This window comes from Lichenibacterium ramalinae, assembly GCF_004137085.1.
Lineage (GTDB): Bacteria > Pseudomonadota > Alphaproteobacteria > Rhizobiales > Beijerinckiaceae > Lichenihabitans > Lichenihabitans ramalinae.
This window is the reverse complement of record NZ_QYBC01000003.1, coordinates 130,907-157,204: the sequence shown is the minus strand read 5'-3', so window position 1 is coordinate 157,204 and position 26,298 is coordinate 130,907. Positions and strand designations below refer to the sequence as shown.

Genomic DNA, 26,298 nt, shown 5'->3' with positions numbered 1-26,298 from the left:
CCCCGGCGCGCCGGTCGGCGACCCGCCCCGGCGCTCCTCCGCTCCTCCGCTCCTCCGATCTCGGACAGAATCCGATGCCAGCTCCCCGCAGACGCGGCCAGGTTCGGGACGCCCTGATCTTCACGGGCCCCTTCGTGGCCGCCTATCTTGTGCTGTTCGTCTATCCTACGGCGAGGATGGTGTTGATGAGCTTCACCGACGCGCCGCTCGTGGGCGACGGCGGGTGGGTCGGTTTGAACAACTACTTCCGGCTCGGGCGAGACGCGCTGTTCCTGAAATCGGTCGGTCACACCTTCTACTTCGTGGCCCTCACCGTCGTCCCCACCACGCTGCTCGGCCTCCTGATCGCCATGGGCGTCCTGCGCCTCAGGGGAGCGCTGCAGCGCATCGCGCTCGCCGCCTTCTTCCTGCCTTACGTGCTGCCGGTTTCGGTGGTGTACCGCATCTGGGAGTGGATGCTCGATCCTCAGTTCGGCATCGTGCAATATCCGGTGCGGCTCATCATCGGCCACCCAGTCGCCATGTGGGCGGACCCACTCTGGGCGATGCCGAGCGTCGCCTTCATCACCATCTGGTGGACCAACGGCTTCAACGTCCTGCTCTTCGTCGCGGGCCTGCGCAACATCAGCCAGGACGTCCTCGACGCCGCAGCGCTCGACGGTGCCCGCGGCTCCGCGCGCTTCCGCCACATCGTCTGGCCCCTGATCTGGCCCGTCACCGCGCTGGTCCTGACCATTCAACTGATCCTGCAGCTGAAGATCTTCGATCAGATCTACCTCATGACGCAGGGCGGCCCGTTCAACTCGACCTATGTGGTCGTGCAGTACATCTACAGGCAGGCGTTTCAGAGCAACCATGGCGGCTACGGCGCGACCGTGGCGGTCGTGCTCTTCGCCGTCATCGCGGCCCTGTCGACGCTGCAGTTCCAGGCCGTGCGGGCGCGGCCGGCATGAGGCGGATCCGGCCTTTCCTCCTCACGGCCCTCACCCTCACCGCGGCCGGCTTCTGGTTCTTCCCGCTGTACTGGGCGGTGGTGACGTCGCTCAAGCCGGAGGACGAGGTGGTGCAGCCCGGCCTGGCTCTGCTGCCCCACACCTGGTCGCTGGGCTCCTATGCCTACGTGTTCCGCCACACCGCCATCCTGCGCTGGTACATCAATTCGACCGGGACGTCGGCGATCATCACCCTGGCGGTCATCGGCCTCAGCTCGTGCTGCGGCTATGCTCTGTCCCAGCTCCGCTTTCCGGGACGAGCCCTGCTCTACGCCACCATCCTCGCCAGTTTCATGGTGCCGATCCAGGCGATGATCGTCACGCATTTCGTCCTGATGAGCGACTTCGGCCTCATCGACAGCTGGCTCGGCGTCATCCTGCCTCAGCTCATCGTTCCCGTGACGGTGATCATCTACAAGCAGTTCTTCGACCAAATTCAAAAGGAGTTCCGCGAGGCGGCCTTGCTCGACGGCGCCAACGAGATCCAGATCTTCGCCCGCGTGTACATGCCGATGAACTGGGGCGTGACGACCGCGCTCGCCATCATCACTTTCATCGGGGCCTGGAACAACTTCCTGTGGCCGTTCCTCGTGGCGAATTCCAACGACAGTATGACCGTCACGGTCGGCATCACCCAGGTGCACGACAACTTCGGCGTCCAATACGCCCGCAATCTCGCCGGGGCCGTCATCGCGGCCCTGCCGGTCGCGGTCGCCTACCTCCTGTTCCAGCGCCGCGTCACCGAGGCCCTGATGCTTTCGGCGGGCATCAAGGGCTGAAATTCTTCTCCGATCGGAACCGTCCCATGATCCGTGCCAGAATCACCGTCGACCTCGACTTCGTGCTGTCCGACCTCGACCGCCGGGTCTTCGGTGCTTTCGTCGAGCATCTCGGGCGCTGCGTCTACGGCGGGATCTTCGAGCCCGGACACGCCACCGCGGACGAGCGCGGCTTCCGCGGCGACGTGATGGAACTCACCCGGGAACTCGGCGCCACGATCATCCGCTACCCGGGCGGGAACTTCATGTCGGGCTATGATTGGGAGGACGGCGTCGGGCCCGTGGCGGAGCGGCCGACGAAGCTCGATCTCGCCTGGTTCTCCACCGAGACGAACCGCTTCGGCACCAACGAGTTCATCGATTGGTGCAAGGCCGCGGGCGTCGAGCCCATGCTCGGCGTCAACCTCGGCACGCGCGGCATGGACGAAGCCCGCCAGTACCTCGAATATTGCAACCACCCGGGCGGCAGCCACTTCGCCGAATTGCGCCGCAGCCACGGCTACGAGGCGCCGCACGACGTGAAGTTCTGGTGTCTCGGCAACGAGATGGACGGCCCCTGGCAGATCGGCGCCAAGACGGCGGCGGAATACGGCCGCCTGGCGCACGAGACCGCCAAGGCAATGCGCTGGATCGACCCGACCCTGGTCCTGTCCGCCTGCGGCTCGTCGCACCGCCAGATGCCGACCTACGGCGCCTGGGAATACGAGGTGCTCGACCGCTGCTTCGAGGAGGTCGACGTCGTCTCGCTGCACACCTATTTCGCCAACAAGGCGGACGAGATCGACGAGTATTTCGGCGTCATCGACAGGATGGACCTCTTCATCAAGGAGGTGGCGTCGATCTGCGACGCCGTGGCGGCGAAGCGCCGCTCGTCCAAGCGCATCATGCTGAGCTTCGACGAGTGGAACGTCTGGTATAAAGCCAACACGATCGAGCACATGCGCAAGCCCGGCTGGCCCGTCGCGCCCGCGTTGCTGGAAGAAGTCTACAACATGGAGGACGCCCTGATCGTCGGCGGCGCCCTGATCACCTTGATGAACAACGCCGATCGGGTGAAATGTGCCTGCCTGGCGCAACTCGTCAACGCCATCGGGCCCATCATGACCGAGACAGGCGGCCCCGCGTGGCGGCAGACCATCTTCCACCCCTTCGCGCTCGCGGCGCGCCACGGCCAAGGGCGCGTGCTGCAGACCAAGATCGAGACGCCGACCGTGGCGACCAAGACGATCCAAGACATGCCGCTGCTTCTCGCCTCGGTGACGGAGGACCCCGCGACGGGTCGCCTGTCGATCTTCTCGCTGAACCGCTCGCCGACCGAGACGATCGAGGTCGACGTGGACCTCCATGGCTTCGATGCACGGATCGAACTCGTGGAAGCGCTCGAACTCCACCACGCGAACCTCAAAGCCACCAACTCCAAGGCGGCACCGGACACGGTCGTCCCCCTGCGCAACGACGAGGTCCAGGTTTCGGGCACGACGCTGCGGGCGAGCCTCAAACCGTTGTCCTGGAACGTCCTGGTGCTCCAGCAGGTCCGGACCACGCAGCCGGGGCCCGGACAGCACGCCCATCCTTAGGACAACATCGGCCTTCTTGAGGCCGCCTTGGCGGTCTCCAGCCGATGACACTGCGCCCGATTCGGCGCTGGCGACGTCTTCGGCCCCATCCGCCCGGCCAGCACCCTGGTGCAGGTCGTCGCCCTGACGCCCGGCATTGCCCGGGCCGAACGGCCTCGAGGGTGCCGGACGGCGGCCCCGTCCGCAGCGGGCCGCATCAGTTCGATGCGGTTGCCGAATGGGTCGTCGACACCGAAGCGCTCGTAGCCGGCGAGGGGCTGGTCGTCGACAGGTCGGCAGCCGCTGTCCGCCAATCGGGCCACCAGGAACGGGAGATGGGTCACGAAGGCCGGATGCGCCGGAGCCGAAACGGCGACGGTCGTCCGACGATCCCGCCCGAACAGAGGCGCGTCGCGCGTCGCAGGCGCACCATGCGCTGAACCGCCGGCCGCCCGGGCCGTTGTCGTGCCGGCCCCGCCACGGGAGCCGGCGAGGATCACCAGGCATGACGACACGGCCAGCAGCGCGACGCTTCCCCATGGGCGCGGAGATCCTCGAAGGCGGAGTATCGTTCCGCGTCTGGGCGCCCGACCACGACGACGTGACGCTGGTGCTGGAGGGCGGGGGCGAACATCGCCTGGCACCGGATGCGGACGGCTATCACGCCGTGCTGGTGCCCGGCGGCGGGGCCGGCGCCCGCTACCATTACCGGCTTGGTGCGGACGCGACCCTCTACCCCGACCCCGCCTCGCGGTCGCAGCCCGAGCGGCCCATGGGGGCATCCGAGGTCGTGGATCCGGGTGCCTTCGCCTGGACGGACGGCGCCTGGAAGGGCGTTACCATCGCCGGCCAGGTGCTCTACGAGATGCATGTCGGCACCTTCACGCCGGAGGGCACCTGGGCGGCCGCGGCTGAAAAACTGCCCTTCCTCAAGGACCTCGGCGTCACCGTGGTCAACATGATGCCGGTGAACGAGTTTCCCGGCCGCTTCGGCTGGGGCTACGACGGCGTCGACCTTTTCGCCCCGACCCACCTCTACGGCCGGCCGGACGACCTGCGCGCCTTCATCGACCGCGCCCACGCGCTCGGCCTCGGCGTGATCCTCGACGTCGTCTACAACCACATCGGCCCCGACGGGAACTTCCTCAAAGCCTTCGCCAAGGACTATTTCAACGACCTTCACTCGACCGAGTGGGGCGAAGCGTTGAACTACGACGGGCCGAACGCCATCGGCATGCGCGACCTCGCCATCTCCAACGCCGCCTATTGGATCGCCGAATACCACTTCGACGGGCTGCGGCTCGACGCCACCCAGAACATCTACGACGACTCGGACGATTACGTCGTGGCGGCGCTGGGGCGGGCGGCGCGGGCGGCGGCGGCGGGCCGCGACATCATCATCGTGGCGGAGAACGAACCGCAGGATTCCGACCTCGTGCGCCCGCTGGACCGGGGCGGCGCCGGGCTCGACGGCGTGTGGAACGACGACCTGCACCATTCCGCCATGGTGGCGGCGACGGGACGCAACGAGTTCTACTACGCGGACTTCGAAGGCACGCCGCAGGAGTTCATCTCGGCCGCCAAATACGGCTACCTGTTCCAGGGCCAGACCTATGGCGGCCACAACGGGCCGCGCGGCATGCTGGCGCTGGACCTGTCGCCCGACGCCTTCGTGACCTTCGTGCAGAACCACGACCAGGTGGCCAATGCGGCCCGCGGCTGGCGCCTGCACCAGTTGACCAGCCATCCCCGCGCCCGGGCGCTGACGGCGCTGTCGCTGTTGATGCCCGGCACCCCCATGCTGTTTCAGGGACAGGAGTTCTGGGCCTCGAGCCCGTTCCTGTACTTCGCCGACCACCGGCCGGAGCTCGCCAAGCTGGTGCGCGAGGGCCGCCACGCCTACATGGCCAACTTCCCCAGCATGGCGACGGAGTCCGGCCAAAAGCAGCTCGCCGACCCCGAGGCCGAGGACACGTTCACCCGCTGCAAGCTCGACTGGGCCGAGGCGGAGCGCAATGCCCCCATCCTGGCGCTGCACCGCGACCTGCTGGCGCTGCGCCGCAGCGACCCCGCCTTCAGCGCCCACCGCCGCCCGGCCGCCGACGGCGCCGTGATCGGGCCGGACGCCTTCGTGCTGCGCTTCTTCGAGGCCGAGGGCGACGACCGGCTGCTCATCGTCAACCTCGGGCGCGACATCGACCGCAAGAGCTTCCCCGAGCCGCTGGTGGCGCCCCCGCGCGGCCGCCGCTGGGAGGTGCTGTGGTCGAGCGAGGAGCCCGACTACGGCGGCACCGGCACGGCCGTGTTCGAGACCGCCAAGGGGTGGCACCTGCCCGCCAACACCGCGCTGGTGCTGAAGGGCACGCCCCTCGGTGACGGTGCGGGGCCCGGCGCGACGGCCTGAAGCAGTCCGCGATCAGGTCGATTCACCTGATCGCGTGAAGGTTCTGACAAAGACAACGAGCTGGAGCTGAAGCCGCGAGCCAGGGCGAGCCGCGACAGTTCTGGAAGGGACGCATCGCGTTCGCCCGAGGACCCCATCATGACCGAACCCCCGTCCCTGCGCGTGCTCGTCACCGGCGCTGGCGGCAATCTCGGGCGCAAGCTCGTCGCCCACCTCGCCGATGCCCCGTGGTGCACCGGCGTCGTGGCGCTGGACCTCGCGGCGCCGGGCGATGCCCCCCACCCCAAGGTCCGTCCCGTGGCGGCCGACCTCGCCCGCCGCTCGCCGGCGCTCGACGAGGCCATGGCGGGGGTCGACGCCGCCGTCCACCTCGCCGCCCGCAACCCCTACCCGGACGCCGATTGGGAGGACGGCGCCGCCTCCTTCGACATGACCCTGCAGGCCGTCGCGGCGCTGGCCCGCGGCGGCGGGGCGAAGCGCTTCGTCTTCGCCTCGTCGAACCACGTCATGGGCGGCTACAAGGAGGATGGCCTCGCGCCCGGCACGCTGTCGACCGCCCTGCCCCCGCGGCCCGGCACCCGCACGGGGCCCGGCGACGTGCCCCGCGCCTACGCGGCCGCCAAGCTGATGGGCGAGCGGCTCCTCGCCGCCCGGGCGGAGCACGGCGGGCTCACGGCCGTCAGCCTGCGGATCGGCTGGTGCCAGCCCGGCGACAACCGGCCCGAAACGCTCTCGGCGGCCGGGGTCCCCGGCGCCGCCGTCGGGACCGCGCCCGCAACGCCGGAAGCGGCGCGCGACCTCGCCTGGTTCCGGGCCATGTGGCTGTCCAACGCGGACTTCCTGCGCGCGGTCTCGGCCGCGCTGACGGCGGAGGCCGCGCCCTGGCCCGCCCCCGCCATCGTGGTCAACGCCATGTCGGACAACGGCGGCATGCCCTGGGACCTGGCGGAGACCCGGCGGCTCATCGGCTACGCCCCCCGGGACGATTCGGCCGCCCTGCTCGCCGGGGGCCGGGCATGACGGGCACGAGCCGCTTCCACGGGCTGCGCTGGGTCCGCATCATGGCGGTCTTCGGCTCGGAGGGCGTGTGGCAGATGGACGGGACCGAGGGCATGCTCGACGACCTCCCCGTGCCGACCGCGCTGCGCGACCGGATCGACGCCTGGCAGAGCCATTACGACGCCCACGACGACATGGACCCGGAGGCGCCGCCCCTCGACGTCGACCGGTTCACCGCCGAGGGCCTCGCCATCGCCCGCGCCGTCAAGGCCGCCCTGCCGGACTGGACCGTGGTGTTCCACGACGAGGCCAAGGCCCGGCGCGGCCTGCCGCGCGCCGCCTGCGAGGCGGAGGTGGCGGCTCCGGCGCGGTGAGGCCGGCAGGGCCGGCGGCATCGAGCTCCGGTTTGCCTGCCCCGGCGGGCTCTGGCAGAACGGCACCATGCTGGCCCTGCGCTCCGCCCTGTTCAATGCCCTGTTCTACGGCCTGCTGATCGGCCTGATGCTGATCGGCCTGCCGACCCTGGCGCTCGGCCGGCGCTCCATCCTGCGCCTCGCCAACGTCTGGGCTCGCGCCTCGCTGTGGCTGCTGCGAACGGTCTGCGGCACCCGCGTGGTGTTCCGCGGCCGCGAGCACATCCCGGACGGGCCCTGCATCCTGGCCGCCAAGCACCAGAGCTTCCTCGAGATCATCGCGCTGTGCAGCCTGTTCCCGGATTTCAGCTTCGTGTTGAAGCGGGAACTGACCCGCATTCCCCTCTTCGGCTGGTACCTGTCGGTGAGCCGGCAGATCGCGGTCGACCGCGCCCGCGGCCGCGCCGCACTGACGGAGGTGAGCCGCCGCGCCGTCGAGGTGCTGCGGGACGGCCGCACGCTCTTCATCTTCCCCGAGGGGACGCGGCGCCCGCCCGATGCCCTGCCCGAGTACAAGGCCGGCATCGCCTTCATCTACGCGGAAACGCAGACCTGCTGCCTCCCGGTGGCGATCAACACCGGGCTGTTCTGGCCGCGGCGCTCCTTCCGCCGACGCCCCGGCACCGCCGTGATCGAGTTCCTGCCCGTGATCCCGGCCGGGCTGCCGCGCGACGTCTTCCAGGCCCGCATGCGCGACACCATCGAGGGCGCCAGCCTTGCCCTGATGGCGGAAGCCGTCGAGGCTGACCCGAGGCTTGCGTCGGTGGCTCCGGAAGGCGCCGTTCCGGCGGCGTGACCGCTTTTCGCACGGGATAACGGTCGGGCGCCGGGTTGACCGTGACGGCCCAAAGGTTCTACCTTTGTTCTCACCAGACGCGGGGAGAACAAAGATGCAACATCAGGCCGTCGCCGCATTCTCCCGGCTCGAAGCTTCCCGCCTCGACGCCCCCGTCTTCGATGCGCCCCGCCGCGACACGTCCCGTCTCGTCGCGGCCTCGGCGGCGCCCCTGGCCGGCCTCGCCGGCACGGCGCTGGCCCGCCGCTTCCGCCACTGGCGCGGTGGCAGCGGCAAGCGCCACCTGTTCTCGGTCTTCCCGCTCGGCGCGCCCTGCCCGGGCGAGGAAGCGCCGCGTTTCGCCGATGCCGTGGTGCTGGCCGTGGGGCGGGACGCCGCCGGCGAGCCGTGCATCCTCGCCATGGACGAGACCGGCCCGCTGCCGGAGCTGTTCTACGACAGCGCCCGCTTCCGCGCCGCGCTCGCCGCGGGCGCCCACGAGGTGCACGTCCACCTGCTCACCGACAGCGCGGCCGGCCGTGCCGCCGTCCTGCGCGACCTCGAAGCCGCCTGACGGCCGAACCAGGACCGGCTCTCGAGCGGAGCGGATCCTCAGCCTTCCCCGGCCAGCGCCCGCGCCACGGCCGCCTCCAGCGGGCCACCCGTGTAGAGCAGCCCGCGGATCCCGGCCGCCCGCGCCGCCGCGACGTCGCTGGGCTTGTCGCCGATCATCGCGCTGCGGGCCGGGTCGACGGGCCAGGCGGCCATGAGGTCGACGATCATGCCGGGCCCCGGCTTGCGGCAGGCGCAGTCGCGCCGATAGGCGGCGAGGGGCGCGTCGGGCAGGTGCGGGCAGGTGCGCATGTCGTCGAAATGCGCCCCCTCGCCGGCCAACAGCCCGGCCATGTGGCGGTGCAGCGCCGCCACGTCGTCCTCCGTGTAGAACCCGCGCGCCACCCCAGACTGGTTGGTGACCAGGAAGGTGAGCGCCCCCGCCGCGGAGGCGGCCCGCACCCCGGCGGCCGCCCCGGGGAGCAGCACGAAGCGCGACGGGTCCCCCACGTAGCCGAGGTCGGCGTTGATGACGCCGTCCCGGTCGAAGAAGACCGCGGGCCGCAGGGGTCGACCGTGGCGCGGCCCGTCCGCCCTCATGGCGCCGGCGCGGCGCCGAAGATCTCGGCCTCGGCGAGCAGGCACAGGATGTGGCCGATGGTGATGTGCACCTGCTGGATCAGGAAGGTGCGCTCGCTCGGCACCCGCACCACCACGTCGCAGCAGCCCGCCATGGCGCCGCCGCCCGCGCCCGTCAGCCCCACGGTGGCGATCCCCATGTCCCGTGCCGCCGCGCAGGCCCGCAGGACCGAGGCCGAGTTGCCCGAGGTGGAGATGCCGAGGAACAGGTCGCCCGGCCGCCCGAGCCCCCGCACCTGGCGCTCGTAGACGTGGTCGAAGCCGTAATCGTTGGCGACGGCGGTGAGGATGGACGTGTCGGTGGTCAGCGCGATGGCGGCCAGCGGCGCCCGGTCGAACAGGAAACGGCCGACGATCTCCCCGGCGATGTGCTGGGCGTCGGCGGCACTGCCGCCGTTGCCGGCGACGAGCAGCTTGCCGCCGGCCTTGAGCGTGGCCGTGAGCGCGGCGGCGGCGCGCTGCACCGCCTCCAGCAATGCCGCGTCCCGCAGGCTCGCATCCATGAGGTCGCGCGTCTGTTGCAGCGTCTCGACGATGCGGCGCGCATCCCGGTCGGTCATGGCTCTCTCCTGCCGCGGGCGGCGCCGCCCTGCCCGGGGAGCGATGCCATCTCGCACCCGCCGCGGCAAGCTGCGGCATCGCGGACAGGAGGCTTCGGGGCCGCAACATCGGCGGCCCTGATCCGTTGTACCTGGTTCGCCCGTCCGGACAGCCCCTGGAGCCGACCGCCGCCATGTCCCATCCCGCGCTGACCGCCGGCCTGCTCGCTTCGGCCGCCCTGCTGGGCGGCTTCGCGCCGGCCCGGGCCGCCCCGCCCGAGGCGTTGACCCAGGCGGGCATCGACGGGGCCACCTTCGCGCCCCTGCCCGACGCGCCCGGCCGCGCCCCCGTGCCGGCCGTGGTCAAGGCGGAAGTCCTGCTCGACCGGGCCCGCTTCTCGCCGGGCGTCATCGACGGCATCGACGGCGAGAACTTCCGCAAGGCGCTGGCGGCCTACCAGCGACAGATGGGCCTGCCCGTCACGGGCCGGCTCGACCGGGCGAGCTGGGACAGACTGACGGCGGGCGCGCCGGCCCCGCTCAAGACCGCCGACGTGACCAAGGCGGAGGCGGACGGGCCGTTCACCGCGCAGATCCCGCGGGACTTCGAAGCGCAGTCCAAGCTCAAGCGCCTCGGCTATCACGACAGCACCGAGGCCCTGGCCGAGCGCTACCACATGGGCGAGGCGCTGCTGCGGGCCCTCAACCCGCACCGGCGCTTCACGGCCGGCCAGCGCATCCTCGTCGCCGACATCGACGGGGCCAGGCCGAGCGACAAGGTCGCCCGGATCGTCGTCGACAAGAGCGGCCACGACGTCGAGGCCCTGGCGGCGGACGGGCGGCTGATCGCCTATTACCCGGCCTCGATCGGCTCCGCCGAGAAGCCGGCCCCCACGGGCGACTACGTCATCCAGCGCATCGCCCACAACCCGGATTACACATACTCTCCGCGATATCACTTCAAGGGCGTGTCGGCGAAGACCGCCTTCACCATCGCACCCGGCCCCAACAACCCGGTGGGGCTGGTGTGGATGGACCTGAGCGCCGAGGGCGGCTACGGCATCCACGGAACGCCGGACCCGGATGCCGTCGGCAAGACCCAGTCCCACGGCTGCATCCGACTCACCAACTGGGACGCCCTGGACCTCGCCGCCATGGCCGACAAGGACACGCCCGTGACCTTCGGCGACGTTCCGGGATCGACGGGCCCGGTCGCGCCCCCGATGCCGGCCACGCTGCCCACCGCGGCCGCTCCGGCTCCACCGGCGGCGGCGCCCCCCGCCACCACGGCGGCGGCGGCGACCCCGTCGGCACCGGCAGCCTCGCCGCCGCCCTCAGCCCCCGAACCCCCGACCGCAGCCGCCGGGGCGCCGAAGCCCCAGCCCTGAGATTTGGAGAACGGCGCCGCACGGCGACGGCCGGGGGCGCGGCGGCGGACCGCCACGCCCCGCTCCGGCTCAGCCCTTGAGGTCGTCCGGCACCTTGCCGCCGTTCTCGGCGAGCTTCTTCATCACCTGGCTGTGCAGCCACACGTTCATCGCGGCGGAATCGTTGGTGTCGCCCGAATAATGCAGCTCGGTCGCCAGCTCCTTGCGGGCCGAGAGGCTGGAATCGAGGTCGAGCAGCTTCATCATGTCGACGATGGAGTGGCGCCAGTCGAGCTTCTGCGGGTTCTTGGCCGCGAGGCCCTCGAGCACGGCGGCGACGTCGACGCCCTGGACCGAGGCAGCCGCACCCGAGGCGGGAGCCGCCGCGGCGGTCGGGCTGCCGGCGGCCGGCGGGGTGGTGGCGCCGGCGCCCGCCGGGGCCGGATCGGAGGTGGTGGCGGCCGAAGCCGGGGCATCGGCCGAGGCGGAAGTGTCGGCCGAGGCGACCTGGGTCGGCGCGGCGGCGTGGTGGAAGAGCTTCGAAACGATGTTGCCGAAGATGCTCATGGGGCGATGTCCTGTCGTTGGAGTGGCCGCCGTCAACGCCGCTTGTGCCGAAAGGTGGCGTCGACGCCGCCGCGCGGCGGCACCGCGGGCCGGGTCGCCGGGAGACGGGAAGCCCGGTCCGCCGGTGCAGAGCTGCCGAGCGTCAACGGCTTGTCGCTTGCCTGACTTACGCGGCCGTGCTCGACATCGGTCCAGACGCGCCCGGGCGGGCACCGGCTGGCATGCCGCGTGCCTCCCGGGTCCCGCATCGGAGCCGCAACCCGCAACCCCGAACAGAAAGCGCATGCCTCATGACGAGTCGCGTCATCCCCGTCGACCCCTTCACCCTCGTCGTCTTCGGCGCCACGGGCGACCTCGCGCGGCGCAAGCTCCTGCCCGCCATGCTGCACCGTGACATCGCCGGCCAGCTTCCCTCCCTGGCCCGCATCATCGGCGTCGCCCGCCGGGAGATGGACCGGGGCGAGTACCAGGCCATGGCGCGGGAGGCCGTGAAGGGCGTCGACGCCGACGGCGCGCTCGATGCCTTCATCGAGCGGATCTTCTACGTCGCGGCCGATGCCGAAAGCGACGAGGGCTGGGACACGCTCACCGCGCTGGTCAACGAGCGCGAGGACGACACGGTGGTGTACTACCTGGCGACGGGCCCGGACCTGTTCGTGCCCATCGCCGAGAAGATCGGCACGCACGGCCTCAACCAGCCCCGCACCCGCATCGTGCTCGAGAAGCCGATCGGCAAGAACGCCGCCTCGGCCCTCACCGTCAACGAGGGCATCGGGGCGGTCTTCCCCGAGGCGTCGATCTACCGGATCGACCATTACCTCGGCAAGGAGACGGTGCAGAACCTCATGGCGCTGCGCTTCGCCAACGCCCTGTTCGAGCCGCTGTGGAGCGCCGCCCACATCGACAGCGTGCAGATCACGGTGGCGGAGGAACTCGGCGTCGAGGGCCGGGCCGGCTATTACGACAAGGCCGGCGCCATGCGCGACATGGTGCAGAACCACATGCTGCAGCTGCTCTGCCTCGTCGCCATGGAGCCCCCCTCCTCCATGCGGGCCGACGCGGTGCGCGACGAGAAGCTCAAGGTGTTGAAGGCGCTGAAGCGCATCGACACCTCCAACGCCGCCTCGGTGACGGTGCGGGGCCAGTACAAGGCCGGCGCCTCGGCGGGCGGCGCGGTGGCGGGCTACCTCGACGAACTCGGCGAGCCCAGCCAGACCGAAACCTTCGTGGCCATCAAGGCCGAGATCGGCAACTGGCGTTGGGCGGGCGTGCCCTTCTACCTCCGCACCGGCAAGCGCCTGCCGTCCCGCGTGTCGGAGATCGTGGTGAGCTTCCGCCAGGTGCCCCACTCGGTCTTCGACGGCGAGACGCCGCGGCCCAACCGGCTGCTGATCCGCCTGCAGCCCGACGAGGGCATCAAGCTGTTCCTGATGATCAAGGATCCCGGCCCGGGCGGCATGCGGCTGCAGCACGTGTCGCTCGACATGAGCTTCGCGGCGGCCTTCCAGGTGCGCAACCCCGACGCCTACGAGCGGCTGATCCTCGACACGGTGCGGGGCAACCAGACGCTGTTCATGCGGCGCGACGAGGTCGAGGCGGCATGGGCCTGGGTCGACCCGATCATCGAGGCCTGGCAGGCCTCCAGCGAACCGCCGCGCAGCTACACGGCCGGCACCTGGGGCCCCTCGGCCGCCATCGCCCTCATCGAACGCGACGGCCGCAGCTGGAGCGAAGGCGACGTCTGAACCGCCCGCCGGCCCGTTCCCGCCATGGCGACGTCGCGATTGACAGGCACGGGCCGGCCCTCTATCAACACGCCACGTTGGGGCTGTAGCTCAGATGGGAGAGCGCTGCAATCGCACTGCAGAGGCCAGCGGTTCGATTCCGCTCAGCTCCACCAGCGTTCCAAACTGTCCCTGAGAGAACCGCGTCCGATGGCGCTGTCGTGCCGGCACGACAGCAAGTGCTCGGACGTCTCCGCAACCTCCTGCCGCCGTCTCCGACAGACTGGGACGTCGATCCAGAGCGATCGCTTTCCGGACAGGTTGCGAGCCGTGGCATCGAGATCCGCATCACGGCAGGGGTGAAACGTGCAGGCCGGGTGCCGTGCACCCTTTGTGCCGTGCACCCTTGGTGCCGTGCACCCTTGGTGCCGTGCACCCTTGGTGCCGTGCACCCTTGGTGCCGTGCACCCTTGGTGCCGTGCACCCTTGGTGCCGTGCACCCTTGGTGCCGTGCACCCTTGGTGCCGTGCACCCTTGGTGCCATTCGTCTTCGGAGATCCTCGCCGGCCAGTGCCAGGCACGTCGTCCATCGGCTTGCGCCCGATCGGGCGCGAGCCGGCCTTCGGCCCGGCGGCTGAGGTCCGGGACGCGCCTGATGCGCGCGTGTGCGAAGGAGTGCGTCCGGTCAGGACATGGCGCTGGACGTTGCTAGGCGGCCTCGCGGCAGGATCTCGTCGTAGACGTCCATCGTATCGCGGTTCATGCGCTCCACCGTGATGTCGTCCGTATCGGCGGCGGCGGCGGCGGCGAGAGCGTGTCGTTTGGGCTCATCGTCGATCAGGTCGAGCAGCGCTGCGGCGAGGCTGTCGGGATCGGCAGGCGGCACGAGCATGCCCTTGGCTCCATGCCACAAAGCTTCGGGGATCCCGTCCACCCGCGTCGCCACGATCGCGCAGCCCATCTGCCGCGCTTCGCCCAGGACGAGAGGAAACGGGTCCTGGAGCGACGCCAGCGCGAAGATGTCGGTCGAGGCCAGGACCGACCGCGGATCGTCCAGATGGCCCGTAAAGTGGATGTGGGCGGCGCTCTTCTGCCGTGCCGCCAGGCTCTCATAGGCGTCACGCCGGGGCCCCTCCCCGACGATGTAGAGGTGGGCGTCGCTCCGGTTCTGGAAGACCTTCTCGAACGCCAGAATGAGGTCGCTGATGCCCTTGCGGTCATGAAGCCCCGCCACGGTCGCAACGGCCGGGTGCTCGAGTTTCACGATGTCCGTAGGGTAGTGGCTGCGTCGTCCGCCGCCGATCGTGCCGTTTCGGACGACTCGGAGCTTCCGCTCCGGTATGCCGCGGGACATCATCTGCAGCCTGACGGCCTCGCTGACGGCGATGGCGCGATCACCGACGCGCATGAGGCTGGATTGGCGATCGAACGCATTGTGGATGGTCGTCACCAGTCCGAATGGCGACAGGATCTGGACGAGCTTGGCGGCAAGTGCGGCAGCGACCATGTGGGCGTTGATCACGTCGGGCCTGAGACGCCTCACGATGGGGTGGAGGTCCTGCGCCATCTGGAGAACGCGAAAGGCTCCCTCCGCCTCTCGGACCTCATGAAACGTCACCCCGTGGCTGGCCAGGACGGGGCGGAAATCACAGCGACCGCTGACGAAGTGGACGTCGTGCCCCGTTCGAGCCTGCTCGCAAGCGAGATCGACGGCGACTGCGACGTGCCCGTTGGCCGTATGCGCATGGTTGAGGTAGTGCACGATCTTCATGTCAGCCATCCAAGGACACGCGGGCGGCGAGGAGGCCGAAGCAGAATTAATTTCCGCATCAACTGCCCAATGTGTTTCACGTTTCTCAGGAAATGAATTCGGCCGTTATTTTGTGTTGATTCGGGGTCATCGGCCATAATCGAGCAGGCTAGAATTCCGGCACTATAATGCCGGCTTGCGCGACATGGTAGCTCTTTGTCGGAGGGCGAATGAAAGCTCGACTCGCCGCTGCGGGGTCGGGCGGCGTGCACGGCGTTGTGGCCTGCACCGGGATGTCCTGTGGTCCCCGGCCCTCGGCGAGCCGTTCGACGCGGTGTTCCCGCTCCTCATGGTCGCGGCCCGCACCGTCACGCCTCTCCGGCACCTTCCCCAGGGCGCTTTCGCCATCGGCGAACCCGCTCCAGCTCCGAATCGACAGCGGTGTCATCGGCTTCGAGCCGCCAAGGCGGCTCGGAGAAGGCCCATACGGCTCCAGGCGGGGTTCGTCTTGGCTGTCGTGGCCAGGACATCACTCGAGGCCGCGGGGGCGGACTGGCTCACCGCGGCGACGAACGCGAGCGCTTGCTTCGATGCGCTGCCCCTCGGCGTGCCGGCCGCCATGCCCATCCCTGGTCCCGACAGGCCTCGAGATTGGCGGCCGCATTTCGAGGCGTCGGCTTGGTAGCCTGCCACCTGCTCGGCTATGTGGGATGGGTCCTCATGCGACGGGCATCGCCACCTCGACGGCCGCGACGATGTCGGCCGGCAGAACTCCGGGCACAGTCCCGCGCGGACTGCTCCCGTTGCTCGGCAGCCTCGGCATGTCGTCCCACGGTCAGTATCTGCTGCAAGCGATCACGTTCCGTCTGCTGCCTCGGGCCGTCTTCCAACTGAACGCGTCATCCGGGTGGCACCACTCATGGCCTGGGCCAGCTTGGTCCCCTTCGAACGCCCGGTCGAGCGCATGCCGCGCCACCACGCTCCGGCATGGCTCGTCGGCCGCAGTCCTGCATGAGCCGATCCACGATCGCGTGCTGCCGTGGACTCCTGCGAGATCTGTGGCGTTGAGCCCGTGATGGCGTTCCATTCCGCACCGGGATGGACGATCGACTTGGACCTTGCTGATGTGGTTTTGATGTGTCCTAAGCTCGCCCGATGCAGCCGGCTCCATCTCGACGGACGCCGTCACGACGGTATTGGTCCTGAAGGGCTTCTCACGGTGTGACGGGGAACTGCGGCTCGGCGTAGGAGGCCCAGGATGACCGCTCACCACCACGCCATCGGCCCCCATGAGCTCCGCGCCTTCACGCTCGTGGCAAGCCTGTCGTTCGTCTTCGTCACCAGCGCCGCCGCCCTGATGCTGCGGCCGCGATCCCGTCGGCGCCGCTGACGCCGCGCGCCGGAGCGGCAGGCTGCCCCCGACACACGCGGGGTGTCGCACGCGGGCCCGATCACCGGGCTTGAAGCGACATCGACGGTCCCGGAGCCGCATCGGCGTTCGCAGCCGATGGGCCTGCTCACGGTTCGGAAGGGGGAGCGACGTCGCCGAAGGCGAAAGCGCTCCAGCGACGGGGAAGCCGCGTCCGTTCCGGCCTCCCCCGTCGCCTCACACGCGAATCCGGGCTTCAGCGCTCGCCATGCCGCGACGCGAAGGTGCGCTGGAACTCGTCGATGATCGTGTCGTGGAACTTCGACAGCCAGCCTTCCGCCACCTTGGCGCGGTTCTCAGCCGCATCGGCGCGCTTCTCGGCGGCGACGATGCGGGTTTCCATGACCTTCACCTGGTCGGCATGGCGTTGCATCATCTCGGCCTGGTACTCTTCCGAGGCTGCCGCGCGCTCGTCCGCCATGCGGATCGCCTCGAAGGCCTCGCTGACGAGGTCGAGCGCCGAGGACCAGTCGCGCTTGCCTGCGTTCGCGCCCTCGGCGGCATTCTGGAGCAGCCTGTCCTTCATCGAGGACGAAAAATCCACCACACGGTCGGACGACACCCCGACGGGCATCACGACCAAGGCGGTGCCATCGGCGTCATCACGGCTCTGCATCACAGCGTCCACCATCGTACTCTCCTCAGGCAACTGGGGTCGAACTCTTCGGCCCGAACGACTCGGCCGTCACGCGCCCGCTTCGGGCGGCGTGAAGGCCATGACGTTGCTATCTGGGGGCCGGCCGGCCTCGAGTGCAGGAGCGTCGTCGTTCGTGCGCGTGTCGGCGCCGCCGGTGCGGCGTTTCAACTCGGTGTATTGGGCGAGCAGCGAGGACCGGCTCCGGCGCGCGATGTCGAGCGCGCCATGCGCCAGCGAACGCTCCGCCCGCTCGTTCTGCAGTTCCTCGATGGTGCGCCGGTGGGTGGCCTCGAACTCCGAACGCTCGAGCGCGAAGCGGGCGTTGATGCTCTCGATGCGGTCGAGCAGGCTGGCCGCCTTGCGGTTGGCGGCGTCGAACGCCCCGTCCTTGGCGGCCAGCGCCTTGGCGAGCATGTCGGCGCGGCTGGCGAGTTCGGCACCGGATCGCTGCGCATCCCCGAGCTGCGCGGTGTTGCGCGCCGAGGCTTCCAGCGCCGAGTCGAGCCGGCGCTCCAGCGACAGTCTCTCGGCGGCGGCATCGCGCGAGGCCTTCTCGGCGGCGCGAAACGCTTCCGACTTGTCGTGGAGCTGGTCGCGGAGATGGGCGATCAGCTTGTCGGTGTTGACGACATGGGCGTTCAACCCGTCGATCTTCATCGATTGAGAGGCCAGCTCCATCTCATGCGCGGCCCGCTCGGCCTCCCGCGCCGCCTCGCTTTTCTGCCGGGCCGCTTGTTCCACGGCGTATTTGCCCTGGACCAGCGCCGCCGTGCTGCGCGCCATCTGTAGCTGCGGCTCCAGGTCCGCCACGGTGCGGCTGAGGCCCGAGATCCTGAGCGACAGGGATTCCGCCAAGGCCTGCAGGCGGGACGCCTCGGCTTCCGTCAGCCCCAAGGTTTCGCGCGTCTCGGCGAGATCGCGATCACTGGCGACGCGCGCTTCCTCGGCCCTCGCCAGCTCGCCGCGCAGCGCGGCATTGTCGTCCGTCAGTGCTTTGGCGCGGTCCGCCTCGACGAACAGACGCGCCTCCAAGCTGTCGGCATGGCTCTTGAGGTCGGCGCCGCGGATGCGCAATTCGGTCACCTGCACGTCCTGGCGGCGCACGACCTCCTCGCGGTCGGACAGAGCCGACAGCGCGTCCTGGAAATCACCGAAGGTCTTGGCGCTGGTGAGCTGCAGGACGCCCAGCTCGGCCCGCACGGCGGCGCCGATCTCGCGCTCGCGCGCCAGCAGCGCTTCCACTTCCATTAGCCGCGCGCGGGACGCCGCGTGTTGGTCGACGAACCCGTTGAGCGGGCCGACGATGAGGTCGAACTCGGCCGACAGCGAGCGCAGTTCGTCGAGGCGCGTCGCCATGCGGTTCACGCGGTCGCGAACGTTTTCGCTCTGCTGCCCCAGCGCGTCGAGCGGTCCGCCGGCGGCGAGATGCACGGGCTCGTCGTCCGGCCCGGAAACAGCGGGTTGCGGCCGAGTCACCTCTCCCGTGGGCGCCTGCCTCCGCTTCAGGGACCAGCCTTCAAACATGACTTTCACGGGCTCCGCACGTCATCCGGTGCTGCTTTGCGGGCTCATACGCCTGACACGTCGTCCATCGCGACGAGAAGCGCCTTGTGAGCGCTCGAACTGCGTCCGAAGGCCGTCATGATCTTGGAATGCAGGCCCTGGGAGATGTCGAGCGCCTCGGCGGCTTGGCGCTCGGCCGCTTCCACGCGGTCACGCTCGGCCGCGAACTGGCTCTCGGCGCGTTCGGCGCGCTGCTGCATGGCGGCAAGGCGACGCTCCAGGTCCTGGACCTGGTCTTTCAGCCCGGCGGCCACCTGCTGCCAGTCGAGCATCTTGGCCTGCGCCGACACCACCGCCCCTTCGGCCCGCAGCGAGACGTCCTCGATCGTGGCTTCGAGCTGGTCGCGCCGGTCGTAGAGGATCTCCAATGCCTTGGCGGCACATTCGAGCAGGCTCAGAGCCGTCTCGTAGTTGCGCGGCGTCAACGCGACCGACTCGGCAGGGTCCGGCGTGGGCAGGCGTTCGAAGCGTCCTGGTCCGATCGACGCCTCGGAGGCACCGCCCGTGAAGACCGAGATCGCGCCCCGATCTGGCCTCAGCGGTGTCACCCTCAGAGCGGACGGAACGTTGGTCACTACGCGATCTCCGGTGCCTGCGCCGTTATCCAGCACCTTACGTTGAGATTGCGTGACTTGTATATGCGAAGGGTTCAGCCATCCTCGCCCATACGGCCCCTTGAACAGGTTTCGGAGCGCCCGACGCGCCGGATCGGCGGGTCGCCCGCGCCGGACCGACGCCATGACGCTGCGGCGGGATCGCGGGGTCGGACAGCGGGAGCAGGCTCCGCGGCGAGGGTCGCTTGTCGCGTCTGCGGTCTGGCGTGTGTCCGCTACGGCATGCCGAACGCGGAGAACCTTTCCGTCGATCTCGACCGATCGACAGCTTCCGGGCTCAGTGAGCGACGGCGCTGCTCCTGCGCCGTTGGCGCTTGACGCGCTTGCCGAGGCGGGTGCGGCATGCGTCGATCCTGGTCGCTTTGCCGCGGCCGAGCCTCAGTGCGGGATACACTCGCGCTAGAAGGTCGATGTAGTCCTGCAAGTCCTGGCACCGCCGGTGCAGTGCGCCTTCATCGGCCTTCGTAGCCGACTCGTCTCTCGTCAGGACGGTGGCGCGATGCAGCGAGTTCAAGGCTTCCAACTGTATGCTGTACTGGACCGACCGCAGCCTCTCATTGTCCAGGCACTGAAACACCTGATCGACCTTATCGAGCGCAGCGCTGAGGTCTTGGACCGTCAGGGCTCCGACTTCTCTCAACTGCTCAGGCGCGACGCGCGCACGGGAATTGTCGCGCGACACGAAGCCGAGAAATCGGTTCATGAACTGATTGATCTCTTCCTGTGCAGAATATGTCTCGCCGTCGTGCTGCAACTCTCTCCCGGCCTGAAATGCACTCATCATCGTTCTTCCATGGACGAGGCTGGAATCAACTATTGGCTGAATGCATTTCAAGGCAGGCAACAAGCACGACCCGTATCAGACATGCTTTCGGCCGAGTTCACCGAGCACCTTCTGGGTCGGGGAGCCGACGCCGAAAATGGTGAAGATGCCGTCGTGAAGCGTCCTGCTGACCTCCTCGAGTTCTTTGACACGCACCCTCGTCTCGTGCAGCGCCTGCTCGATCTGGCGATTGTTGTCCTCCAGATTGGCGGCACGGGCCGTTTCGGCGATCACGCGATCGGCGAGCTCAGCGCTTTCCTTTTCGGATTCGTCGCAATGCCGCTTCGAAACTTCAAGATCGTACTGCAGCTGCTGGATGATCTGATTCTGCCGCTCGACGTCGGCGTTCAGCTGCTCTTTGTTGCGCTCGGATTCCTGGAGTCTGTTGTAGACATCGGCAAACCCGGCGTTGACGTTCTCCAGCATGCCCAAGGCAGCGCCGTAGTTGCTGACGAAATCGCTTCGCTTGTCTGTCTCCGCTTCCGAGACGGAGGGTCGAAGGCTGTTGTTGTCCCTGGCGGCATCGATCCTGCGATGGATGTTGGCCGCCACCCCGAGTGAGCTGGAGATGTCGATCCTCGGAGCGAGGTTCTCTTCGGAGGCGCTGCCGCGTCCGTCCAGCATCCGCGATGCGTAAAACTTCGTCATTCCAGACATGTCTTAACCCCCTCGACTGAGAGGGTTAATAACCGATGAATGGTTACCCGAACGTTAACGGCCAAAAAAACACAAACGATCGCCGGATCGGTCGTGCCTGCCGTGGCATCGGATGAAATTCCTCAACGGCAGGAAGGTTGCACCGTGGCGCTTCAGTGATGGGCGGAGCCGACGATGCAGGCTGGAGAGCTCGGATCTACTCTCACGGTGATGGGAGCCGCGAGGGATCGGGTGTCGGCCATCGTCCAGGTGAGGCGCGGCGGTTCGGGCGGCACTGGACGAGCACCCACGCACCCGGCCTTCGCCTGAGCGGCTCGACGTCGTCGACCGCGCCAAGACCGGGACGGACTTGCCGGCCCATGTCGGGCGGGTCTCGCCCCTCGGGGTCTGAAGCTGGCGCGTGTCGCCAAGGGCCCGACACACGCTGCAGCGGTATCGGCTTTCGAGGTCGCCTCGACGACTCCGAACCGGTGAAACTGCTCTCGTGGCGAGAGTTGGAGCGCCTTCACCCACGACGGAAGCACTTCAGTCAGGCACTGGCGCTAGGACATCCAGACTGGAGCGTTCGAAGGGGCAGGACAGAAGCGCCTCACGGGCATGTCGCGAGGTCCCGCTGAAAGGCCATCACCATCTCGATCTCGCGTAACCGATAGAGGTTGCCGACATGTCTCATGATCGAGCCCTCCCGCAGCCATTCCAGCCGATGGAAGGTCTGACACGCCGCGTCTAGATAAGCTTTGGGATCTTCGAACAGCAGCGCCGAATGGATGATAGCGGCCAGCTTCGAATCTTTGACCTTGACGTCAAAATTCATGTGAAGTTTTGGCATGCCGACTATCACCCGTGTGGGATCGCAAGATGCATCGAATAGCCAGACTGGCTTAAGATCGCGTAAAAAGGCGCCGAACAGGCGTTCGACCATTCTGCACCGTCGGAGGTAACGGACGCGATCAGCCGCGGCAGAGCCGCCATCGAGCCCGGTTCCGCACCACGGCGGCGGCAACGACGTCGGATGTGATGTCGGCGACGGTGGTGTCACGCGGGTCGACCCTGGGGCGCGGGCAAACATCGACGGGCGGAACTGCGATTTTCCGTGCATCGGGACGCTTCGGTGCAGAGCTTACGCAGCGATCCTCACCGGCCGGCGCGCGACTTGCTCCGCAGGCGGCACCCGCCCGAGGTCCTCATCATGCCGTACCGCTTTCGACCCTTACCGCCCCATCGCGGCACAGCCGCTCACGACCTGTCCTTGCCTGAGATCGCGGTCTCGATCCTTCCCGCGGTCTTGGGCATGGCCGCAGTGGGCCTGATCGCACTGTTGATGTTGCTGTGACGCGAGACGTCGTGATGGCAGGAGAGCGCTTTCGCCTTCCGCTCCACGTCGCGTGCAGCCGGCGCGGTAACTCAATTTCGGCGTGGGGCTGTCGTTTCGGCGATTTATACTGTGAGGTCGTTACGGTCGCGTTGCGTCGCGATCTCCAGCGTGAGCGTCCCCATGATCTATGAACACACCACTCAGAAGCGCCACTTCGTCATCGAATGGGCGAGGCCGAACGCCTGGGGCGAGAATGGGGAGGGCAAATGGGTGGCGAGCTGCAACGGCGCGCAGCTCGTGGCCGGCGGCCATCCCGCGGCGGTCCTCAAAGCCCTGCTGAACGGCGACTGCATGCCGGCCCTGGACGGCGCCAACCCCGCGACCCTCGAACTGCCGCCTCACCTCGACGGATGGTCGACCGCCCGGTGAGCTCCGTCCTGCCGCGTCCTTCGGCCTTCGGCTGCCGGACCGGCACCGCCACGTGAAAGGTCGTGCTCGAAGATGGGTCCGGGCACGGCTTTCTGTCCGAAGTCGATGCAGGCTTGCCGAACCGGCGGTGCCACCTCATGCGATGGCTCCGCCTGGGTACGATGGCCCCCGACGGGGCGGGTGCGGGGCTGCGACCCGCCGAGGGCTCAGCCTTCCATGGGCTCCGTTTCGCCGAACTCGCGACACAGCGCCCGGGCGAAGGTCATGGCTTCGTCCCGATTGCCGTCGTCGTTGCTGCGGTTCGGATGGTTGACGCTGATCGTCAGGCCTGACGCCTCCCCGTTGCGGGCCAGGTGAAAGTCGCTGACGACGAGATCGGAATCGGCCACATGCCGGCCGATCGACAGCCAGATGACCTTGATTGGGTTCGTGTCCATCCTGCGTACTCCATGCCCGTCGCCGTTGTGGTGCACCAACTGGCGAGAGAGCAGGATCGTTCATCGCAACGAGCGCCAGAGTGGCGCGGGCGATCGGCCGAGCTTGGAGCAGGGCCGCCGAGCGGTCGAGGTGCCCGGCGGGGCTGCGGACGTCGAAGGCGAGAACGCTCTCGTCCGCGGCCCCGCTCTCGTTGTGGCGCGCGGCGTCGCGGCGGTTCACCGTCCGCCGGCCAGCCTCGTCCAAACGGATCGACGATGACGTCGGCGCCGGCATGGGGTTGCGGAAAGACGGTCCGACGTCGGACTGTCCCCCGTCAGATCGCGTCAGTCCGGAGATGCACCATGGTCGAAACGGTGACGATGCCCAGCATGGAGCTGCGCTTCCTCCAAACGCCGGAGACGACGCGAGGCAGCCTGACCATGTTCGAGATGCACCTGTTCCCCGGCAGCCGGATGCCGGTTCCCCACCACCACCGTGATTGGGAGGAGACAGTCTACGGCCTGACCGGGACGACGACCTGGAGCGTGGATGGTCAAAGCGTCGACGTCGGCCCCGGCGAGACCCTGCACATCCCGCGCGGCATCGTTCACGGCTTCACCAACGCAACCTCGGAGACCGCCGTCTGCGTCAGCGTCCTCACGCCCGGCGTGCTCGGCCCCGATTATTTCCGCGAGATGGCGGCGCTTGCCCAGGGCGGCAGACCCGATCCGGCGACGATGAAGCAGACGATGCTCCGCCACGGCCTCGTGCCGAAGGAGGGTTGATGCGGGTCCCGGCGGCGGCCCTCGCGGCGCCGAAGGGTGGCGGCGGGGCTGGACGACAGCTGGGGACGAGCGCCCGACCTTGACCCCGCCCAACTCGGTCTTCTCATCGCTCGCCCACTGGACCGCCCGGCAGATGGGGCGAGGCTCGACCTTCGCCCTGGCTTGCCTGACCGTCATGGGGTGGGCCGCCGTGGGGCCGGTCTTCGGCTATTCCGACACCTGGCAACTCGTCATCAACACGGGCACCACCATCGTGACGTTCCTGATGGTGTTCCTGCTCCAGCATGCGCAGAACCGTGACGCGGCGGCGATCCAGCTCAAGCTCGACGAGTTGATCCGCGTCGACCGCGACGCCCGCAACAAGATGCTGGCGCTGGAAGACCTCAGCGAGGCGGAGCTCGATCGGCTCAAGGCCGCCTTCTCCAGACTCGCCACGGGTGCCGGGACCGATATCGACGCGGCGCGCGGGGAGCTGGAGGATGCGAAGGACGGCATCGAACAGGCCCAAAGCGCCGTCGGCCGATCGAAAGGGATCGAGCCGTGAGACCGCCCGCCTGACGACGTCGGGCGATGCGCTCAGACGGGGTCGTCCCGCAACGACCGCCTGGGCTCCGAGGATAGGCCCGGCATCGTCGGCATCTCGACGACACGGTAGGGCGTCGACGCGATGCGGATGCCGGCCCCGTCGAACCGGTCCAACACTTCGCGGGCGATGAGGTCCTTGATGGCGCGAGTGCCGTGGTCTCGCGACATGAACCGCAGGTTCAGTTCCAGCCAGTTGGGCGTCAGGCGGTAGAAGACGCGGGGTTCGAAGTCGAGCCGTTGCAGTTCGAAGCGACGCTCGAGCGTCTTCGCCGCTTCGCTGGAGATCTCGGCGGGGTCGACGGCGTGGCGCCGCGCCGCGTCGAGCAGGACCGTCTCGACGAGGGCCCGGTCGTCCTCGTAGCGCACCGTGACGCTCATCTCCTCCCAGATGAAGGGGAACTCTCGCGTGTAGTTGTACACGGGCTCGTCGAAGATCTTGGCATTGGTCACGGTGACGATCCGCCCCGTGAACTGGCGGCTCTTGACCCAGACCGAAGGGCCGGCGTCGCTGCCGGGCGCGACGCCCATCTCCATCAGGGTCGTCTGGATGAAGCCCAGCGACAGCACGTCCCCCCGCACCCCGCCCATCGAGATGCGGTCGCCGACCGTGAAGGTGTCGCCGCGCAGGATGACGATATAGCCGGCGATGGCGGTCACGACGCGCTGCAGCGCGAAGGCCAGTCCGGCGCCGAACAGTCCGAGGGCGGTGGCCAGACGCGCCGGGTCGCTGAACCAGATCGACATCAGCCCGAAGACGATGACGACCGAGGCGACGAGGTTCAGTCCCTGGTGGGTCCAGAAGCGCGCCTGGCGGGCACGGTCGCCCTGAAGGAGGCTCCGCACGCCACGGCGCAGACCCGCTCGCAGGAGCAGCACGACCGCGACGAAGAGGATCGACAGGACCAGGCGCCGGCCGTTCTCGGCCGTGACCCCGACCCAATGCACACCCAGAAGATCCAAACGCCCGCTCCCATGCTCGCCGCCGCACCGCACGATAGAGCAACCCGGGCCGCTGCGATGTCCATGGCCCGCAGAAACAGGGCGTCGCCTTCACGCTCGTGCAAGCAGGGGGGCCGAACGGCATCGGCAAGGCGAGCCGGCCCTCGGATCGGCAGGGTCGTCGGCTCGCGCGGCGATTGCGTTCACGCTCCGCTCGGCCCAACGTGTTGCCGAAGCGGTCGACGCCGTCCTCGGGGACGGCGCCCCCCGTGGGCGTCGAGCGGCGCGACGCATCTCCAGACGAAAGGCGATCCCATGGTCCATCGGGACGACGACGGCCCGCAGGCGGTCCGGGCGCGGTATCCCCTCGCACACCTGCGCCAAACGCTTCAGGATGCCAGGGAGGCCGACGATGCCGACCGCATCCATCTCGCCCTGATCGAAGCCGTGGACGGCCTCGTCACCCATGCCGAACGGCAGGCCAGAGCCATCGACGAGCTGCGGAGCGACCTCCTCCACAAGCAAGGCATCGTCACCAGGATCGGCGGGGGTGACTTCCAAGCTGCGGCCCCGACCGACAAGCTCCGGGAGTTTGCATCGAGCTCGAACGGGGACCGGTGGTTCCTCGGCCGCGACGACGCGACCGGGGTCGCCCATGTCGTGCATCGTGCCAACCAGCCCTCGGGCGGCGCCGTGACCCACATCGAACTCGGTGCCTTCCTGAACCGCGGTCCATCGGCGCCCGAGATGCTCGGCCTTCTGAAGCTCATCGGGAGCCTCGTCGGCTGACCTCGATCCGCCCTAGTCGCCGATGGGCAGGCCGTCATCGCCGGTGGTCAGCCGCATCGGCCCGAGATTCTCTTCGGACTCGGCCACGTCGGCCGTCCTGGCGTCGGCCGCCGCCTTGGCGCAGGCTTCGAGCGGACCCGTGGCCTCGATGGTCTCATCGTAGAGCCTGTGGCCTGCCTCGTCCGCGACCGTGACCTTGAACTTCGGCATATCGAAAACTCCAGGCGATCAATGCGCCAGCCCAGGCCCTGTCCGGAGCC

At 68.8% G+C, this 26,298-nt stretch carries 28 protein-coding genes and 1 tRNA gene; 16 read left to right on the top strand and 13 right to left on the bottom strand.

Features of this window, described 5'->3' with window-relative positions:
- The first annotated feature begins 74 nt into the window (after window positions 1–74).
- From D3272_RS04930 to D3272_RS04895, 8 genes are all read left to right on the top strand, one after another.
- Window positions 75–953, top strand: a complete 879-nt coding sequence (locus tag D3272_RS04930; protein WP_129218034.1) for a carbohydrate ABC transporter permease — start codon at window positions 75–77, stop codon at window positions 951–953.
- Complete coding sequence (locus D3272_RS04925; protein WP_129218033.1) at window positions 950–1,771, top strand: carbohydrate ABC transporter permease; 822 nt, start codon at window positions 950–952, stop codon at window positions 1,769–1,771. The genes D3272_RS04930 and D3272_RS04925 overlap by 4 nt, the downstream gene beginning before the upstream one ends.
- 29 nt (window positions 1,772–1,800) lie before the next feature.
- Window positions 1,801–3,348, top strand: a complete 1,548-nt coding sequence (gene arfA, locus D3272_RS04920) for an arabinosylfuranosidase ArfA (RefSeq protein ID WP_428977963.1) — start codon at window positions 1,801–1,803, stop codon at window positions 3,346–3,348.
- 484 nt (window positions 3,349–3,832) lie between these two features.
- The gene (treZ, locus tag D3272_RS04915; protein WP_129218031.1) at window positions 3,833–5,731 is read left to right on the top strand and encodes a malto-oligosyltrehalose trehalohydrolase; all 1,899 of its coding nucleotides are present in this window, start codon (window positions 3,833–3,835) and stop codon (window positions 5,729–5,731) included.
- A gap of 138 nt (window positions 5,732–5,869) precedes the next feature.
- Window positions 5,870–6,751, top strand: a complete 882-nt coding sequence (locus D3272_RS04910; protein ID WP_129218030.1) for an NAD-dependent epimerase/dehydratase family protein — start codon at window positions 5,870–5,872, stop codon at window positions 6,749–6,751.
- A complete protein-coding gene (locus tag D3272_RS04905) occupies window positions 6,748–7,104 on the top strand; it encodes a hypothetical protein (protein WP_129218029.1) in 357 nt (118 codons plus the stop codon). Before D3272_RS04910 ends, D3272_RS04905 begins: the two co-directional genes overlap by 4 nt.
- A 67-nt stretch (window positions 7,105–7,171) precedes the next feature.
- Window positions 7,172–7,939: a lysophospholipid acyltransferase family protein gene (locus D3272_RS04900; RefSeq protein ID WP_129218028.1), complete on the top strand. Its 768-nt coding sequence runs from the start codon at window positions 7,172–7,174 to the stop codon at window positions 7,937–7,939.
- Between the two features lie 94 nt (window positions 7,940–8,033).
- On the top strand, window positions 8,034–8,492 hold the full coding sequence (locus D3272_RS04895) for a hypothetical protein (protein ID WP_129218027.1): 459 nt from the start codon (window positions 8,034–8,036) through the stop codon (window positions 8,490–8,492).
- A 38-nt stretch (window positions 8,493–8,530) separates the two neighbouring features.
- Here D3272_RS04895 and D3272_RS04890 read toward each other — a convergent pair whose 3' ends face one another.
- Window positions 8,531–9,070, bottom strand: coding sequence for an HAD family hydrolase (locus D3272_RS04890; RefSeq protein ID WP_129218026.1), 540 nt, complete (start codon window positions 9,068–9,070; stop codon window positions 8,531–8,533).
- On the bottom strand, window positions 9,067–9,669 hold the full coding sequence (locus D3272_RS04885; protein ID WP_129218025.1) for an SIS domain-containing protein: 603 nt from the start codon (window positions 9,667–9,669) through the stop codon (window positions 9,067–9,069). The genes D3272_RS04890 and D3272_RS04885 overlap by 4 nt, the downstream gene beginning before the upstream one ends.
- 173 nt (window positions 9,670–9,842) lie before the next feature.
- Here D3272_RS04885 and D3272_RS04880 point away from each other — a divergent pair, with 173 nt between their 5' ends.
- Window positions 9,843–11,036, top strand: coding sequence for a L,D-transpeptidase family protein (locus D3272_RS04880; protein ID WP_207210125.1), 1,194 nt, complete (start codon window positions 9,843–9,845; stop codon window positions 11,034–11,036).
- Between the two features lie 69 nt (window positions 11,037–11,105).
- Here D3272_RS04880 and D3272_RS04875 read toward each other — a convergent pair whose 3' ends face one another.
- A complete protein-coding gene (locus tag D3272_RS04875) occupies window positions 11,106–11,582 on the bottom strand; it encodes a DUF3597 domain-containing protein (RefSeq protein ID WP_129218024.1) in 477 nt (158 codons plus the stop codon).
- A 290-nt stretch (window positions 11,583–11,872) separates the two neighbouring features.
- Between D3272_RS04875 and zwf the strand changes: the two genes are divergently transcribed.
- Together zwf and D3272_RS04865 are read left to right on the top strand one after the other, a co-directional pair.
- Window positions 11,873–13,327, top strand: coding sequence for a glucose-6-phosphate dehydrogenase (zwf, locus tag D3272_RS04870; RefSeq protein WP_129218023.1), 1,455 nt, complete (start codon window positions 11,873–11,875; stop codon window positions 13,325–13,327).
- 79 nt (window positions 13,328–13,406) lie between these two features.
- Window positions 13,407–13,482, top strand: a tRNA-Ala gene (locus tag D3272_RS04865).
- Between the two features lie 509 nt (window positions 13,483–13,991).
- Here the strand turns inward: D3272_RS04865 and D3272_RS04860 are convergent.
- The gene (locus D3272_RS04860; protein ID WP_165361220.1) at window positions 13,992–15,077 is read right to left on the bottom strand and encodes a glycosyltransferase family 4 protein; all 1,086 of its coding nucleotides are present in this window, start codon (window positions 15,075–15,077) and stop codon (window positions 13,992–13,994) included.
- A 1,237-nt stretch (window positions 15,078–16,314) separates the two neighbouring features.
- Here D3272_RS04860 and D3272_RS28180 point away from each other — a divergent pair.
- Complete coding sequence (locus D3272_RS28180) at window positions 16,315–16,446, top strand: hypothetical protein (RefSeq protein WP_281010627.1); 132 nt, start codon at window positions 16,315–16,317, stop codon at window positions 16,444–16,446.
- A 235-nt stretch (window positions 16,447–16,681) separates the two neighbouring features.
- On the opposite strand, the gene D3272_RS04855 is transcribed toward D3272_RS28180, so the two are convergent.
- From D3272_RS04855 to D3272_RS04830, 6 genes are all read right to left on the bottom strand, one after another.
- Complete coding sequence (locus D3272_RS04855) at window positions 16,682–17,116, bottom strand: hypothetical protein (RefSeq protein ID WP_129218021.1); 435 nt, start codon at window positions 17,114–17,116, stop codon at window positions 16,682–16,684.
- Window positions 17,117–17,170: 54 nt separating this feature from the next.
- Window positions 17,171–18,553: a hypothetical protein gene (locus tag D3272_RS04850; protein WP_129218020.1), complete on the bottom strand. Its 1,383-nt coding sequence runs from the start codon at window positions 18,551–18,553 to the stop codon at window positions 17,171–17,173.
- A gap of 137 nt (window positions 18,554–18,690) precedes the next feature.
- Window positions 18,691–19,296, bottom strand: a complete 606-nt coding sequence (locus D3272_RS04845) for a hypothetical protein (protein WP_129218019.1) — start codon at window positions 19,294–19,296, stop codon at window positions 18,691–18,693.
- A gap of 280 nt (window positions 19,297–19,576) precedes the next feature.
- Window positions 19,577–20,083: a hypothetical protein gene (locus tag D3272_RS04840; RefSeq protein ID WP_129218018.1), complete on the bottom strand. Its 507-nt coding sequence runs from the start codon at window positions 20,081–20,083 to the stop codon at window positions 19,577–19,579.
- A gap of 75 nt (window positions 20,084–20,158) precedes the next feature.
- Window positions 20,159–20,770: a hypothetical protein gene (locus D3272_RS04835; RefSeq protein WP_129218017.1), complete on the bottom strand. Its 612-nt coding sequence runs from the start codon at window positions 20,768–20,770 to the stop codon at window positions 20,159–20,161.
- Between the two features lie 598 nt (window positions 20,771–21,368).
- Window positions 21,369–21,701 (bottom strand): hypothetical protein, encoded by a 333-nt coding sequence (locus D3272_RS04830; protein WP_129218016.1) that lies wholly within the window; start codon window positions 21,699–21,701, stop codon window positions 21,369–21,371.
- Window positions 21,702–22,274: 573 nt separating this feature from the next.
- Here D3272_RS04830 and D3272_RS04825 point away from each other — a divergent pair.
- Complete coding sequence (locus D3272_RS04825) at window positions 22,275–22,523, top strand: hypothetical protein (RefSeq protein WP_129218015.1); 249 nt, start codon at window positions 22,275–22,277, stop codon at window positions 22,521–22,523.
- Window positions 22,524–22,729: 206 nt separating this feature from the next.
- Here D3272_RS04825 and D3272_RS04820 read toward each other — a convergent pair whose 3' ends face one another.
- Window positions 22,730–22,960, bottom strand: a complete 231-nt coding sequence (locus D3272_RS04820) for a hypothetical protein (protein WP_129218014.1) — start codon at window positions 22,958–22,960, stop codon at window positions 22,730–22,732.
- A gap of 342 nt (window positions 22,961–23,302) precedes the next feature.
- Here D3272_RS04820 and D3272_RS04815 point away from each other — a divergent pair, with 342 nt between their 5' ends.
- Window positions 23,303–23,725: a cupin domain-containing protein gene (locus tag D3272_RS04815; RefSeq protein ID WP_129218013.1), complete on the top strand. Its 423-nt coding sequence runs from the start codon at window positions 23,303–23,305 to the stop codon at window positions 23,723–23,725.
- A 79-nt stretch (window positions 23,726–23,804) separates the two neighbouring features.
- Complete coding sequence (locus D3272_RS04810; RefSeq protein WP_281010624.1) at window positions 23,805–24,269, top strand: low affinity iron permease family protein; 465 nt, start codon at window positions 23,805–23,807, stop codon at window positions 24,267–24,269.
- Between the two features lie 32 nt (window positions 24,270–24,301).
- Here the strand turns inward: D3272_RS04810 and D3272_RS04805 are convergent, their stop codons facing one another.
- Window positions 24,302–25,270: a mechanosensitive ion channel family protein gene (locus D3272_RS04805; RefSeq protein ID WP_165361219.1), complete on the bottom strand. Its 969-nt coding sequence runs from the start codon at window positions 25,268–25,270 to the stop codon at window positions 24,302–24,304.
- A gap of 294 nt (window positions 25,271–25,564) precedes the next feature.
- Between D3272_RS04805 and D3272_RS27850 the strand changes: the two genes are divergently transcribed.
- On the top strand, window positions 25,565–26,038 hold the full coding sequence (locus D3272_RS27850; protein WP_245496388.1) for a hypothetical protein: 474 nt from the start codon (window positions 25,565–25,567) through the stop codon (window positions 26,036–26,038).
- A gap of 12 nt (window positions 26,039–26,050) precedes the next feature.
- Here the strand turns inward: D3272_RS27850 and D3272_RS04795 are convergent, their stop codons facing one another.
- On the bottom strand, window positions 26,051–26,248 hold the full coding sequence (locus D3272_RS04795) for a hypothetical protein (protein WP_129218012.1): 198 nt from the start codon (window positions 26,246–26,248) through the stop codon (window positions 26,051–26,053).
- Between the last annotated feature and the right edge of the window lie 50 nt (window positions 26,249–26,298).

Bases quoted from the DNA above. Each gene is read 5' to 3' on its own strand.
- D3272_RS04930 (WP_129218034.1), top strand. From the start codon at position 75: ATGCCAGCTCCCCGCAGACGCGGCCAGGTTCGGGACGCCCTGATCTTC.
- D3272_RS04925 (WP_129218033.1), top strand. From the start codon at position 950: ATGAGGCGGATCCGGCCTTTCCTCCTCACGGCCCTCACCCTCACCGCG.
- treZ (WP_129218031.1), top strand. From the start codon at position 3,833: ATGACGACACGGCCAGCAGCGCGACGCTTCCCCATGGGCGCGGAGATC.
- D3272_RS04910 (WP_129218030.1), top strand. From the start codon at position 5,870: ATGACCGAACCCCCGTCCCTGCGCGTGCTCGTCACCGGCGCTGGCGGC.
- D3272_RS04905 (WP_129218029.1), top strand. From the start codon at position 6,748: ATGACGGGCACGAGCCGCTTCCACGGGCTGCGCTGGGTCCGCATCATG.
- D3272_RS04900 (WP_129218028.1), top strand. From the start codon at position 7,172: ATGCTGGCCCTGCGCTCCGCCCTGTTCAATGCCCTGTTCTACGGCCTG.
- D3272_RS04895 (WP_129218027.1), top strand. From the start codon at position 8,034: ATGCAACATCAGGCCGTCGCCGCATTCTCCCGGCTCGAAGCTTCCCGC.
- D3272_RS04890 (WP_129218026.1), bottom strand. From the start codon at position 9,070: ATGAGGGCGGACGGGCCGCGCCACGGTCGACCCCTGCGGCCCGCGGTC.
- D3272_RS04885 (WP_129218025.1), bottom strand. From the start codon at position 9,669: ATGACCGACCGGGATGCGCGCCGCATCGTCGAGACGCTGCAACAGACG.
- D3272_RS04880 (WP_207210125.1), top strand. From the start codon at position 9,843: ATGTCCCATCCCGCGCTGACCGCCGGCCTGCTCGCTTCGGCCGCCCTG.
- D3272_RS04875 (WP_129218024.1), bottom strand. From the start codon at position 11,582: ATGAGCATCTTCGGCAACATCGTTTCGAAGCTCTTCCACCACGCCGCC.
- zwf (WP_129218023.1), top strand. From the start codon at position 11,873: ATGACGAGTCGCGTCATCCCCGTCGACCCCTTCACCCTCGTCGTCTTC.
- D3272_RS04860 (WP_165361220.1), bottom strand. From the start codon at position 15,077: ATGAAGATCGTGCACTACCTCAACCATGCGCATACGGCCAACGGGCAC.
- D3272_RS28180 (WP_281010627.1), top strand. From the start codon at position 16,315: ATGACCGCTCACCACCACGCCATCGGCCCCCATGAGCTCCGCGCCTTC.
- D3272_RS04855 (WP_129218021.1), bottom strand. From the start codon at position 17,116: ATGGTGGACGCTGTGATGCAGAGCCGTGATGACGCCGATGGCACCGCC.
- D3272_RS04840 (WP_129218018.1), bottom strand. From the start codon at position 20,083: ATGATGAGTGCATTTCAGGCCGGGAGAGAGTTGCAGCACGACGGCGAG.
- D3272_RS04835 (WP_129218017.1), bottom strand. From the start codon at position 20,770: ATGACGAAGTTTTACGCATCGCGGATGCTGGACGGACGCGGCAGCGCC.
- D3272_RS04830 (WP_129218016.1), bottom strand. From the start codon at position 21,701: ATGGTCGAACGCCTGTTCGGCGCCTTTTTACGCGATCTTAAGCCAGTC.
- D3272_RS04825 (WP_129218015.1), top strand. From the start codon at position 22,275: ATGATCTATGAACACACCACTCAGAAGCGCCACTTCGTCATCGAATGG.
- D3272_RS04820 (WP_129218014.1), bottom strand. From the start codon at position 22,960: ATGGACACGAACCCAATCAAGGTCATCTGGCTGTCGATCGGCCGGCAT.
- D3272_RS04815 (WP_129218013.1), top strand. From the start codon at position 23,303: ATGGTCGAAACGGTGACGATGCCCAGCATGGAGCTGCGCTTCCTCCAA.
- D3272_RS27850 (WP_245496388.1), top strand. From the start codon at position 25,565: ATGGTCCATCGGGACGACGACGGCCCGCAGGCGGTCCGGGCGCGGTAT.
- D3272_RS04795 (WP_129218012.1), bottom strand. From the start codon at position 26,248: ATGCCGAAGTTCAAGGTCACGGTCGCGGACGAGGCAGGCCACAGGCTC.